Source organism: Pseudomonas sp. (assembly GCF_050739655.1).
Lineage (GTDB): Bacteria > Pseudomonadota > Gammaproteobacteria > Pseudomonadales > Pseudomonadaceae > Aquipseudomonas.
The window spans coordinates 25,905-39,158 of the sequence record NZ_JBOIBY010000345.1 but is presented as its reverse complement, the minus strand read 5'-3'; the positions used below and the strand labels follow the sequence as shown (position 1 = coordinate 39,158).

Annotated in this window: 10 protein-coding genes; 6 read left to right on the top strand and 4 right to left on the bottom strand. The window is 60.5% G+C overall.

Translation table 11 applies throughout. The features are described from left to right. The first annotated feature begins 11 nt into the window (after positions 1-11). From parE to ACRESJ_RS16630, 5 genes are all read left to right on the top strand, one after another. Positions 12-1,919, top strand: a complete 1,908-nt coding sequence (gene parE / locus ACRESJ_RS16650; RefSeq protein WP_431758878.1) for a DNA topoisomerase IV subunit B — start codon at positions 12-14, stop codon at positions 1,917-1,919. Continuing rightward, positions 1,919-2,908 (top strand): esterase-like activity of phytase family protein, encoded by a 990-nt coding sequence (locus ACRESJ_RS16645; RefSeq protein ID WP_431758874.1) that lies wholly within the window; start codon positions 1,919-1,921, stop codon positions 2,906-2,908. The genes parE and ACRESJ_RS16645 overlap by 1 nt, the downstream gene beginning before the upstream one ends. Next, positions 2,905-3,429 carry a retropepsin-like aspartic protease family protein gene (locus ACRESJ_RS16640; RefSeq protein WP_431758873.1) on the top strand — a complete coding sequence of 175 codons (525 nt, stop codon included), beginning with the start codon at positions 2,905-2,907 and terminating at the stop codon, positions 3,427-3,429. The genes ACRESJ_RS16645 and ACRESJ_RS16640 overlap by 4 nt, the downstream gene beginning before the upstream one ends. Positions 3,430-3,436: 7 nt before the next feature. Further along, entirely contained in the window at positions 3,437-5,701 is a 2,265-nt protein-coding gene (gene parC, locus ACRESJ_RS16635; protein WP_431758872.1) for a DNA topoisomerase IV subunit A, read from the top strand. A gap of 189 nt (positions 5,702-5,890) precedes the next feature. Continuing rightward, positions 5,891-6,604 carry a PqiC family protein gene (locus tag ACRESJ_RS16630; RefSeq protein ID WP_431758871.1) on the top strand — a complete coding sequence of 238 codons (714 nt, stop codon included), beginning with the start codon at positions 5,891-5,893 and terminating at the stop codon, positions 6,602-6,604. A gap of 357 nt (positions 6,605-6,961) precedes the next feature. Here the strand turns inward: ACRESJ_RS16630 and ACRESJ_RS16625 are convergent, their stop codons facing one another. Continuing rightward, positions 6,962-8,491 carry an AhpA/YtjB family protein gene (locus tag ACRESJ_RS16625; protein ID WP_431758870.1) on the bottom strand — a complete coding sequence of 510 codons (1,530 nt, stop codon included), beginning with the start codon at positions 8,489-8,491 and terminating at the stop codon, positions 6,962-6,964. A 135-nt stretch (positions 8,492-8,626) separates the two neighbouring features. On the opposite strand from ACRESJ_RS16625, the gene serB reads away from it, so the two are divergent. Then, positions 8,627-9,841: a phosphoserine phosphatase SerB gene (gene serB, locus ACRESJ_RS16620; RefSeq protein ID WP_431758869.1), complete on the top strand. Its 1,215-nt coding sequence runs from the start codon at positions 8,627-8,629 to the stop codon at positions 9,839-9,841. A gap of 125 nt (positions 9,842-9,966) precedes the next feature. On the opposite strand, the gene asd is transcribed toward serB, so the two are convergent. From asd to ACRESJ_RS16605, 3 genes are read right to left on the bottom strand one after another with little or no spacing between them, the layout of a single operon-like run. Next, positions 9,967-10,827, bottom strand: a complete 861-nt coding sequence (gene asd / locus ACRESJ_RS16615; RefSeq protein WP_431758868.1) for an archaetidylserine decarboxylase — start codon at positions 10,825-10,827, stop codon at positions 9,967-9,969. A gap of 18 nt (positions 10,828-10,845) precedes the next feature. Beyond that, positions 10,846-11,661, bottom strand: a complete 816-nt coding sequence (locus tag ACRESJ_RS16610) for a rhodanese-like domain-containing protein (RefSeq protein WP_431758867.1) — start codon at positions 11,659-11,661, stop codon at positions 10,846-10,848. Between the two features lie 42 nt (positions 11,662-11,703). Beyond that, positions 11,704-13,242 (bottom strand): HDOD domain-containing protein, encoded by a 1,539-nt coding sequence (locus tag ACRESJ_RS16605; protein WP_431758866.1) that lies wholly within the window; start codon positions 13,240-13,242, stop codon positions 11,704-11,706. Between the last annotated feature and the right edge of the window lie 12 nt (positions 13,243-13,254).

Below are 13,254 nucleotides of genomic sequence, written 5' to 3'. Positions count from 1 at the left end.
GACGAGACCCCATGGCCACTCCCAGCGCTAGCTCTTATAACGCCGACGCCATCGAAGTCCTCTCGGGCCTCGACCCGGTGCGCAAACGCCCCGGCATGTACACCGACACCAGTCGGCCGAACCACCTCGCCCAGGAAGTCATCGACAACAGCGTCGACGAAGCCTTGGCCGGGCACGCCAAATCGGTGCAGGTCATTCTGCACGCCGATCACTCGCTGGAAGTCAGCGATGACGGTCGTGGCATGCCGGTGGACATTCACCCCGAAGAAGGCGTGTCGGGCGTCGAGCTGATCCTCACCAAGCTCCATGCGGGCGGCAAGTTTTCCAACAAGAACTACCAGTTCTCCGGTGGTCTGCACGGGGTGGGTATTTCGGTGGTCAACGCCTTGTCGACCGAAGTCCGGGTGCGCGTGAAGCGTGACGGCAACGAATACCAGATGACCTTCGCCGACGGCTTCAAGAAAACCGAGCTGGAAATCGTCGGTACGGTTGGCAAGCGCAACACCGGCACCAGCGTGTTCTTCGCCCCGGATCCGAAATACTTCGACTCACCGAAATTCTCTATCAGTCGCCTCAAGCACGTGCTCAAGGCCAAGGCTGTTCTGTGCCCGGGGTTGCTGGTCAGTTTTGAAGACAAGGCCACCGGCGAGAAAGTCGAATGGCACTACGAAGACGGCCTGCGTTCCTACCTGGTCGACGCAGTCAGCGAGTTCGAACGTTTGCCGGACGAACCGTTCTGCGGCAGCCTGGCCGGGAACAAGGAAGCGGTGGACTGGGCGTTGCTGTGGCTGCCTGAAGGCGGCGACGCGGTGCAGGAAAGCTACGTCAACCTTATTCCGACCGCCCAGGGCGGCACCCACGTCAACGGTTTGCGCCAGGGCCTGCTTGATGCCATGCGCGAGTTCTGCGAATTCCGCAGTCTGTTGCCACGTGGCGTGAAGCTGGCGCCGGAAGACGTCTGGGAACGCATTGCTTTCGTACTGTCGATGAAAATGCAGGAGCCGCAGTTCTCCGGTCAGACCAAGGAGCGTCTGTCGTCCCGCGAAGCGGCGGCGTTCGTTTCCGGTGTGGTCAAGGATGCCTTCAGCCTGTGGCTCAATGCCCATCCGGAAACCGGCATGGCACTGGCTGAACTGGCGATCAGTAACGCCGGTCGTCGCCTGAAGGCGAGCAAGAAGGTCGAGCGTAAACGTATCACCCAGGGTCCGGCACTGCCGGGCAAACTCGCTGACTGCGCCGGGCAGGACCCGATGCGTTCCGAGCTGTTCCTGGTGGAAGGTGATTCTGCCGGTGGTTCGGCCAAGCAGGCGCGGGATAAAGAGTTTCAGGCAATCCTGCCGTTGCGCGGCAAGATCCTCAATACCTGGGAAGTCGACGGCAGCGAAGTACTGGCCAGCCAGGAAGTGCACAACATTGCCGTGGCCATCGGTGTCGATCCGGGTGCTGCGGACATGAGCCAATTGCGCTACGGCAAGATCTGCATCCTCGCCGACGCCGACTCCGACGGCCTGCACATCGCGACCTTGCTCTGTGCCTTGTTCGTCCAGCACTTTCGCGCGTTGGTGGAAGCCGGTCACGTCTACGTCGCCATGCCGCCGCTGTACCGCATCGACTTGGGCAAGGAAATCTATTACGCCCTGGACGAAGCCGAGCGCGATGGCATCCTCGATCGTCTGGTGGCCGAGAAGAAGCGCGGCAAACCGCAGGTCACCCGATTCAAAGGGCTGGGCGAAATGAACCCGCCGCAACTGCGTGAAACCACCATGGACCCGAACACCCGACGTCTGGTGCAACTGACCCTGGGCGAAGACTTCGCTGCGACATCGGAAATGATGGACATGCTGCTGGCGAAAAAACGCGCCGGTGATCGCAAGACCTGGCTGGAGTCCAAGGGCAACCTGGCGGAGGTGCTGGGCTGATGCGCTTGGGCTTTGCCCTGGCGTGTGCGTTGCTGCTGACCTCGATCACGGTGTCTGCCGAGCCGGCACCGCAACTGCGTCTGTTGTCCGAGCATGTCATTGACGGCATGCGCGGCGGTAACCTGTCCGGGCTGGCCCAATGTGGCAACGACCTGTGGACGGTCTCCGACCGCGACGACGACCAGATCTACCGCCTGGACACTGCAAACAGCCTCTGGCGTGCGGAAGCGGTGGTCATCGATGTTCCGCCGGTGCCCGCCAGCGGTTTGCCCTGGGGCCTGCGTTCGCGGGCCTGGCTGGCGTCGTTCGTACGAGGCGGAGACCTGGATTTCGAAGGCATTACCTGTGACAACGCAGGTAATCGCTATGTCGTCAGTGAATCCCATGCGGCGGTGTTGCAAATACCGCCGACGGGGCCAGCATCCTGGTTGAAAATTTCACCGCTCATGATTCGCGAAGCGCGGGCCAGTGGCCTGTTGTCGGAATTCAATGCCCTGTTCGAAGGATTGGCGATCAATCCGGCGGGTGATCAGATGTGGCTGTCCGCAGAGCGTCAAAGTCGCGGGTTGCTGTTGATCAAGCGCAAGCAGACCGTGTGGGATTGCGACGGTGGCTGTGTGTTGTTGAGCGAGGCGGGCAAGGAAATGCAGCCGCCACAGTTTCCCAAGGCCAAAGCCGTTCCCCGGGATTTTTCCGATGTATCCCTGTTCAACGGCAAACTGTTCACCCTTGAGCGCAACGCTTACCAGATTTGTCGCCGCGATCCGCAGACGGCCAAGGTCGAGCGCTGTTGGTCATACGCCGCCGAGGTGCTGCAGGACAACCGTCGTTATCCACAGAACTACGGTTTGGAAGAAGCGTTGGTGGTGGACGTCGACGGGGCCTGGGTTGGTGTCGATAACAACAATGGTGCCCGCGCCGATGGCGAGCAGCGCCCGATTGTCTGGCGCTTTGCCGCGCCTGACGGTGGCTGGAGTGCCAAGCCGTGAGCCAGCAGCCGCCAGGTAAACGCGCCGGTCGGGTGTTGATGGTGCTGGCCTGGTGCGCGGCACTGTTTCTGGCAACGCGTTTTTTCGGCCAGTGGGAAGAGCGTCAACAAAACCCCAATGTGGTGGTGAGCTCGGAACAGGGCGATGGTTTTATCGAGGTGAAACTGGCCAGCAATGCCCAAGGGCATTTCGTCGCCAGCGGCCATATCAATGGTCAGCCGGTGGATTTCATGCTCGACACCGGGGCGACCGATGTCGCGATCCCGGCGCAGTTGGCCAAGCGGTTGAAGCTGGAAGAAGGTTTTGGTGTGACCCTTAGCACGGCCAATGGCCTGAGCCAGGGCTATCGCACCCGTATCGAACGCCTGCAACTGGGCGACATCGTGCTGCGGGATGTTCGCGCACTGGTGGCGCCAGGCCTGCATGGTGATCAGGTACTGCTCGGTATGAGCGCATTGAACAAACTTGAATTTACCCAGCGCGGTGGCACCATGCTGCTGCGCCAGACAACGAACCGATGAGGCCCGCATGAGCGACATCCTTGCAGACAGCTTAGATGGCGTAGAACGCCGATCGCTGGCTGACTTCACCGAAAATGCCTACCTCAACTACTCCATGTACGTAATCATGGACCGTGCCTTGCCGCATATCGGCGACGGCCTGAAACCCGTGCAGCGGCGCATTGTTTACGCCATGAGCGAGTTGGGACTGGACGCCGACTCCAAGCACAAGAAATCGGCACGTACCGTCGGTGACGTGCTCGGCAAATTCCACCCCCACGGCGATTCGGCCTGCTACGAAGCCATGGTCCTGATGGCACAGCCGTTCAGCTACCGCTACACGCTGGTCGACGGTCAGGGCAACTGGGGTGCGCCGGATGATCCGAAGTCCTTCGCTGCCATGCGTTACACCGAAGCCCGGTTGTCGCGCTATTCCGAAGTGCTGCTAAGCGAACTCGGTCAGGGCACCGCGGATTGGGGGCCAAACTTCGACGGTACCCTCGACGAGCCGCTGGTGTTGCCGGCACGTTTGCCGAACATCCTTCTCAACGGCACCACTGGTATCGCCGTGGGCATGGCCACCGACGTTCCGCCGCACAACCTGCGCGAAGTCGCCAGCGCCTGCGTGCGGCTGCTCGATGAGCCAAAGGCCACGGTCGAACAGCTTTGTGAGCATATCCAGGGCCCGGACTATCCGACCGAAGCGGAAATCATCACGCCGCGCGCCGATTTGCTGAAAATCTACGAAACCGGCCGTGGTTCGGTGCGTATGCGCGCCGTTTATCACATCGAAGACGGCGACATTATCGTTACCGCGCTGCCGCATCAGGTCTCCGGCGCCAAAGTGCTGGAACAGATTGCAGCCATGATGCAGGCCAAACCGTCCAAGGCCCCGCAGATCGCTGACCTGCGTGACGAATCCGACCATGAGAACCCATGCCGGATCGTGATCATTCCGGGCGCACGGAAAAACTTTGACCACGACGCCCTGATGCAGCATTTGTTCGCCAGCACCGAGCTGGAATCGAGCTACCGTGTCAACGTCAACATCATTGGCCTGGATGGCAAGCCGCAGCTGAAGAACCTGCGGGCATTGCTGGTTGAGTGGCTGGAGTTCCGTGTTCAGACGGTCCGTCGTCGTCTGCAATTCCGCCTCGACAAAGTCGAGCGCCGCCTGCACCTGTTGGATGGCTTGTTGATTGCTTACCTCAACCTGGATGAAGTGATCCATATCATCCGTACCGAGGAGCACCCACGGGCCAAGCTGATCGAGCGTTTTGCCCTGAGTGAAATCCAGGCTGATTACATCCTCGACACCCGTCTGCGTCAGTTGGCGCGACTGGAAGAGATGAAGCTGCGTGCCGAGCAGGATGAACTGCTCAAGGAACAAGCCAAGCTGCAAGCCCTGCTAGGCAGCGAAACCAAGTTGAAAAAACTGGTGCGCAGCGAACTGATCAAGGACGCGGAAACCTACGGTGATGACCGCCGCTCGCCAATCGTCGAACGTGCCGAAGCCAAGGCGCTGACCGAGCACGATCTGTTGCCGAACGAAAAAGTGACGGTGGTTCTGTCGGAAAAAGGCTGGGTGCGTTCCGCCAAGGGCCACGAAATCGACGCCACCGGGCTTTCCTATAAGGCCGGCGATGGCTTCAAGGCCTTGGCGCCCGGGCGTTCCAACCAATATGCGGTGTTTATCGACTCTACCGGTCGCAGCTACTCTGTCGCCGCGCACACTCTGCCATCGGCCCGTGGTCAGGGCGAACCACTGACCGGTCGTCTGACGCCGCCACCAGGCGCGAGCTTTGAGTGCGTGTTGATGCCCGAAGACGATGCGCTGTACGTGATCGCCTCCGACGCCGGCTACGGTTTCGTGGTCAAGGGTGAAGACTTGCAGGCCAAGAACAAGGCGGGCAAGGCGCTGCTGAGTCTGCCGACCAACTCCAAGGTGATCCTGCCGCGTCCGGTGGCCGATCGTGAGCAAAACTGGCTGGCTTCGGTGACCACCGAAGGTCGCCTGCTGATCTTCAAGATCAGCGATCTGCCACAATTAGGTAAGGGCAAAGGCAACAAGATCATCGGGATTCCCGGAGAGCGCGTGGCCAATCGCGAAGAGTATGTCACGGACATCGCCGTCATCCCGGACGGTGCAACGCTGGTGTTGCAGGCCGGAAAACGTACCTTGTCACTGAAAGCGGACGACCTCGAACACTACAAGGGTGAGCGTGGGCGTCGTGGTAATAAGCTGCCACGTGGCTTCCAGAGGGTAGATGCGCTGCTCGTCGAAAACATCTAAGTACCTCAATCAAGCGTCCTAGAGGGCTCGATCTACGATTTAACCCGTAGATCGACGCTTTCGCGCTGGAGTCGGAGCGCATATTCACGGATGATATGCCCTTTCAAGCGCCGGCGTGGCCGCGCGTTCTTCATATTTATTGAGTATTTTCACTGTGATTAGCCTTGTGGCAATCACTTGGACGGGACGATGACTGCTCTGCGCCTTCCTTTTATTTTGATGCTCGCCGGCGTTCTTGGCCTGGCGGGTTGCAGCGTTCACCAGCCGGTGTCGCTGTATCAACTGGACAGTGGAAGTCCGGTCCAGCCTGCGCAAAGCGCTGGCATGGCGGTATTGCTGGGCCCGGTGACCGTTGCTGACTACCTGCAGCGCGAAACCCTGTTGCAGCGTCAGCCAGACGGCAGCCTGCAAGCTTCGACCGATGGCCGTTGGGCGGGAAGCCTGTCTTCGGACATCGATCAGTTGTTGTTGCGTCAGGTGTCCGGTCGCCTGGACAGCCAGCGCGTCGTGCTAGCCCCTGCTACCACCGGTTTCACCCCGGATGTTCAGGTGCTGCTGACCATTACCCGTCTGGACTCGGGCGAAAAGCAGCCGGCGATCCTTGATGCCCAGTGGCGTTTGATCGACCGCCGTGGACAGGTACGCGACAACCGCATCATCCACCTGCAAGAACAGCACGCCGGCACCACGGCGGCGCAAGTTCAGGCTCAGGGTGTGTTGTTGCAGAAACTGGCTGAACAGCTGTCGGTGGCGCTCAAGCCGCTGTCTAACCAGCCACCGATCGCCGAAGCCCCGCGCAAGCCGGCACCAAAACCGGCAGCGCCGGCGGCGGAAGCTGAAAAACAGCCTAAGATCCCGATGGCTGCACCGATTCGCACCGATATGGAAGTGTTTCGCTTCTGATCGTCGTTGAATCATCATCAAAGCCCGCCTTGTGCGGGCTTTGTTGTTTCTGCAGGTCGAGATCTTCAGCGTCTGTTCAGGCCTCTTCGCGGGCAAGCCCGCTCCCACAGGTTCCTTTGTTGAACACAAATATTGCGGGCGGCCTGGGACCCTGTGGGAGCGGGCTTGCCCGCGAAGAGGCCAGTGCAAACACCAAAGAAGCCAAAAGATCGCAGCCTTCGGCAGCTCCTACACAGAGGTCTGTGCACCGCCATACCCTGTGGGAGCGAGCCTGCTCGCGATAGCGTCAGCCCAGACAACAAAAAAGCCCGCAGACGATCACTCATCTGCGGGCTTTTTCTATATCAGGGCTGGCTGTTACGCCCGGCGCTCATGCATCCGCGCCAGTTGCCGCTCAAGCATCGACGGATAAGGCTCCATCAACCGCTCTACGCAGCAAGCGCCTTCAGGGCTGGCAATCGGGCGAATCCGTGCGCGTTGGCGAATAAGCGCGTCGTCACTGATCTTGCGCTCCACCAGCAGCAGGTTGCGGCTGTGTTGCGACAGGGCCAAGGCGTCCTGGGCGGGATCGGTCAGCAGCAAGTCGATCTGGCTCAGGCCAAACAGCTCGTCACCCAAGGTCAAACCAAGCTGCAATTGCAGGGTAATGCCGCTGTCGGCGACTTCGATCTGCAACTGATGACCCAGCGCCCGTAGCAGTTCGCCGCAGCAGATGGCATTGGTCAGGTAGTCATCGCCGCTGTCTTCGCTATGGAACAGCATCAGCGTGCTGCCGTCGTTCAGAGTGTGCAGTTCGCTCTCGTAGAGCGATGCCGCCTGGTCGAGGCAGTCACGGTAGCGCTTGAGCAGTTCCTCAAGGCGAGTGCGCGGCAAACGACGCAGTTGTTCCTGGGAGCCCAGCTGGACTGCCAGAACGGCGCTGTGCTGCGGCTCGTTCGATGGAGCACGTCGGGCCACCGGTTTTGCCGTGCTGTCTGGCGTGTCATCAAGCAAATCGGCGAACGCGTCGTCGTCTTCCTCGTCTTCGACTGTGCTGACAACGCGCCGAGGTGCGGCCTTCATCGCAGCCACTGGGCGGCTTTCGTCGAAGCTCGGGTCTTTCAAATTGCGTACTTCGAAGCCTGGTTCGGCATCGTCGTAATCGTTGTCGTCGAACTCGGGCTCGGGCTCGGGCACAGGCTCCGGTTCTGCAGGCTCCGGCGCGAAGTTGGCATGCAGTTGGCGCGCCAGGTCGCCGATTTCATCCTGCCGGTCGGTAGCCGGGGTGTATTCGTCGATATTGCGCAGCCATACACGCAGTTGCAGCAGCGGCGTGGAGATGTGCCGACCCAGGCGCAGGCTCAAGGCCAGGGACAAGGCCAGCAGGATTGCACTCAGGATGCCCATGCTTTGCAGGCTGATGGTCATCGGCTGTTGGAATTGATCCATGTCCAGGCTGATGCGCAGCTGGCCGGCGGTCACGTCCTGAAAGGTGATCTTGCTCTGGTAGATGCCTTCGGCTTCGCCCAGCAGGCCGTGCTTGGGACGCTGACCGGATTCGGCAAGGATGCGGTTATCCATGCTGTAGATGGCGGCGTGGGCCACCAACTTGTTTTTGGTCAGGTTGTTGAGCAGCACGTTGAGGCTGAGGATGTCGTTGGACACCAACAGCTCGGTGGCCGAGGTGGCTGTCTGCGTAGTCAGGCTTTCACCCAGCGCATCTGCCTGCTCGTGCATGGCCTGCTTGAACTGCAATCCCATCACGCAGGCGTAGATCACCAGGGCCAGAGCGACCAGGATCACGTTATGGCTGGCGATGCGCAATGCAATCGGTACACGGCGGTGGCGCAGTGCCCGGAAGATCAGCAGGAAGAAGTTATCGGTTTTTACTGGCGTGGGCCGGTTCACTTGAGCTCGGCTCTTTTGTCCGTGAAGTTGACGCGCAGTATAGCGACAGGCCCTAGACCGGCAAAGCGCTCGCGGTGCCCGATGGTCACTGAAAGTGGGTAGAATGCGATTTTTTTCCACCTGCGGGGGTGCGCCTTGCGCGAAATTGTCCTGATAAACATCACCGGATCCGATCGTCCGGGTCTGACTGCGGCCATTACCGGCGTTTTGGCCCAGGGTGGTGTGAACATTCTCGACATCGGTCAGGCCGTGATCCACGACACCCTGTCGTTTGGCATCCTGGTTGAAATTCCTGGCACCGAACAAGGCAAGTCCGTGCTCAAGGACATCCTGTTCAAGGGTTATGAGCTGGATCAACAGGTGCGTTTCACACCGGTGTCCGAAGAGGATTACCAGCAATGGGTCGGCAACCAGGGCAAAAAACGCCACATCGTGACGTTGTTGACCCGCAAGGTGACAGCCGGGCAGTTGCAGGCCGTCAGTTCGATCACCGCCAAATACGGCTTGAATATCGACCATATCGATCGCCTGTCCGGGCGTATGCCGCTGGACACCCCGGCTGACCAGGGCAAGGGCTGCATCGAATTTTCTGTGCGTGGCGAGGCGGCCGATCCGCAGGCATTGCGGGCTGAATTCCTCAGCGTCGCCCAGGAACTGAACGTCGATATCGCCTTCCAGGAAGACTCGCTGTTCCGTCGTAACCGTCGTCTGGCGGTGTTCGACATGGACTCGACCCTGATCGAGGCCGAAGTGATCGATGAGCTGGCCAAGGCTGCCGGCGTCGGTGACAAGGTGTCGGAAATCACCGAGCGGGCGATGGCGGGTGAACTGGACTTCCGCGCCAGCTTCAAGGAGCGCCTGGCGTTGCTCAAGGGGCTGGATGTTGGCGTACTGGATTCGATTGGTGCTTCGCTGCGCTTGACCGAAGGTGCCGAAACCCTGTTCGCCGAACTCAAGCGCCTGGGCTACAAGACCGCGATCCTGTCGGGCGGCTTCACCTACTTCGCCAAGCAGCTACAGGCCAAGCTGGGCATCGACTACGTGTTCGCCAACGAACTGGAAGTGGTTGATGGCAAGGTCACGGGCGTTGCGGTCGAGCCGATTGTCGATGCACAGCGCAAAGCGGATCTGCTCAAAGAACTGGCGCACAAGGAAGGTTTGCGTCTGGAGCAGACCATCGCGGTCGGCGACGGCGCCAACGATCTTCCGATGCTGGCGATTGCCGGTTTGGGCGTGGCGTTCCGTGCAAAGCCGCTGGTCAAGCAGTCGGCAAAGCAGGCGATTTCCACCCTTGGGCTGGATGGCGTGCTGTATCTGCTGGGCTTCCGCGATCGCGACGGACAGCTATAAAAGAATCAACCCTGTAGGAGCGAGCTTGCTCGCGAAGAACGTCAACGATGACGCAGGCATTCTGGATGCCTGCGGCGCCTTCAGGTTTTTCGCGAGCAAGCTCGCTCCTACAGTGGTGGTGTGAATCAGGCATTTGGTGAGCCCATACCCTGACCCATGCGCACTGGCGATCCCGCCGCCAGTTCTTCAGCCCACTTCACCTGATCCGGCCCGAACAGTACGACTGCGGTCGAACCCAGTTTGAATCGACCCAGTTCCGCACCTTTTTCCAGATGGATCGGCGCGCGGGCGGCTTCGTCGTAACGGAAGGTTTTCAGTTCGCGTTTCGGTGGAGTCACCAGGCCAGCCCATACTGTCTCGATCGACGCGACGATCATTGCGCCCACCAAAACCACGGCCATCGGTCCGCGTTCGGTGTCGAAAATGCACGCTACACGCTCGTTGCGGGCGAACAGCTCGGGGACGTTTTCAGCGGTGGTCTGGTTGACTGAGAACAGGCGGCCCGGAATGTAGACCATCTCGCGCAAGGTGCCGGCCAGCGGCATGTGCACGCGGTGGTAGTCCTTGGGCGACAGGTAAATGGTCGCGAAGTCTCCGCCCATGAACGGCGCGGCATTGGCTGCGTCGCCACCGAGCAGTTCCAGCACGCTGAAGCTGTGGCCTTTGGCCTGGAACACGCGACCGTGTTCGATTGGACCGAGTTGGCTGACCGCACCGTCGGCCGGGCTGAGGATTGCCCCCGGTGTTTCGTCCAGTGGGCGCGCGCCGTCTTTCAGTGCGCGGGTGAAGAACGCGTTGAAGTGCTCGTAGGCGGTGAGGTCTTCAACCAGGGCCTCGGACATGTTCACCTGATAACGCTTGGCGAACCATGCGGTAAAGGCATTCTTGAACCAGCGCACGCGGCATTCGGCAATGCAGCCGGCCAATCGAGAGAGCAGGTTGTGGGGCAGCAGGTACTGGCTGACGATAAACAGACGCTTGTTCATTAACGGTCCTTAAAAAGCTCAAATCTCTACTGGGGTGTCGGGATGGTTGCCCCATTCGCCCCAGGAGCCGGCGTAGCCCTTGACCCGCGGATAACCGAGGGACTTGGCCACCAGATAGGTGAAGCCAGAACGGTGGTGAGTCTGGCAGTGGGTAATCACTTCTTTGTCTTTGCTGATTCCGAGTTGTTCGAGAATCTGCGGCATGTCGGTGCGGATACGCAGATTACGGGCCTGATCCATGCCAGCGGTCCATTCGAAATTGACCGCGCCGGGAATATGGCCGCCCTTGGCTGCCAACACTTTCTCGCCGGAGTACTCCAGCGGTCCGCGCGCATCCCAGATCGCCAGGTCGGCAGCGCCGAGACGGCTTTGCAGGTATTCGCGGGTCGCTGTGGGTTCGTCGTGCAGGGTCAATGCCACCGGGCCACCCACCGGCGCCGGAACCTGAATCGACATCGGCAAGCCTTCTGCCAGCCAGGCCGGCAGGCCACCGTCGACGTAGTGGTACTTGTGATGGCCGATGACATCCAGCAACCAGATGAAGCGCCCGGCCCAGCCGCCGCCTTCGTCGTCATACACCACGTAGACAGCATCGGGGTTGTGTCCCAGCTCACCGAACAAGGCTTCGAGTGCCGCTTGCGGCGGCATCAGCCCCGGCGCAGGCGCCTGGCCGAGCTGCGTGCGTTTCGGGTCAACGAATCGCGCACCAGGAATGTGCCCTGCGGTATAGCGGGCGCTGCTAGTCAGATCGACCAGAATCAGATCGCGGGCTTCGAGGCGAGGGAGCAAGTCGCTCGGCTCGATCACCAGCGGCAAGCCAGAGAAGTCAGTCATGTGAGGTCTCCAGAGCACAAAAGGGGGGATTGTAGCGCAGGCTTATTTACCGCGCTGACTAAAGCTGTGCAGCGCCTTCTCGATGCACTGCGCTGTTTTGCTGAAGGCTTGCACGGTGATTTCCGAAAACGGCCCACCGCCCTGATCCGCCGCGACGATCATGATCACCCGGCCATTGTTGACCAGTGAGCGCAACAGCAGGTGTTCGCCGCTGAATTGCGAACGCAGGCTGTTGGGCAGCAGGGCGGAAAACTGCGCGTTGTTCTCTGGAGTCAGACGCACCTGGGCCTGCTGTGCGAGCAGCCGTTGCAGTACGTTACTTTGATTGACCACGAAGTTCAGTGCGGCCACCTCTTTTGGCAGCCCGGCGGTTTGGTGTACCCGCAGATTGGCATGGGTGCGATCAGCCATGAGGATCATCACCCGCCGCATGCCGCACGCGACCAATGCGTCGCGGGCAGAGGTGGTCAGGTGCATGGCATTGGTGAAGCGGCTCGGCTCGATCAGCAGTTCGGCACATTGCTTGCGCCACGTTGCCAGGTCTTCGGCGGATGGTGCCGAAGCAGGAAGCAGGCTGGGGTGAACTCGATTCGTGCCCCACGGCCAGAGCAACGCAACGGCAGGGTGCCAGAGATCAGGTATGGCGTGATGGCGGGCGCTGTTGGCGGCCTGTTGGTGCAGTTGTTGTTGCACCTCGTCCATCGGCATTTGCAGGTAAAGACTGGTCAGGTATTGCCATCGCTCGCTGTGCGGGCTGTCCCAGGCCTGTTGCGCCGAGAGCGCCAACCCGTTGGCCAGCAGCACGGTGTTGGCTGGCTGATTGAGCCAGCGGCGCAAAGTCGGGTCGTCATCGAGGCGGTTCTGTTGGCGCAGGGGATGGTCGCTGTCGCGGGCAATGCGCAGCACTTTCACCAGTTCCCGTTGTTCGCTGAGCAGCAGTTTATAACCTTGCTGCACCCAGATCGGCAGGCGCCAGATGTCCACCAGGGCCAGGCCGATTTCTAGCAGGCGCGTGCCGAACAACTGTTTCTCGACTTTGCGCGCCGACTCGCCTTTATGGATGACCCGCAGTTCCCACTCTTCGAGCAATTGCGGATGCGTCAGTGCCAATGGCCACAGCGGCGACAGAAACAGCAGGCTGCCCCAATGGATGTCCTGCCACAGACGTGCCAGGCGGCTGGCGAAAAAGCCGTTGGCCTGTTGGGTGGCATGCTGGCTGATCATCTGCAGCTGGCGCAGGGCTTTGGGAATCTCGGCCATGGGCTCGGCCGGCAGGCGGTCGAGCAATTGCTCGGTGCGTTTCAACCCGAGGCGACTGATCGCGATCTCAAGGTTTTCCGCAGGCTCGGTCATGCTGCCGTGGGTGTGTCGGTTGGCCTCGCGAATCACGCTCAAGGCCAGGGCCGGACTGTCCTGCATCAAATCGGCAATGTTGCGCAGAGAGCTGCGACTGTCGCGGATCGCCCGGCAGACACGGTCGTGACTGGCTTGCGGAACCGGCAGGCGCACACCATCCAGAAGCTTGACCCAGCCTTCGAGTGTTTTCGGTTTTGGAGTCGGGACGTTCGTTTCGTTAGCCATGTCTGGAGGCGA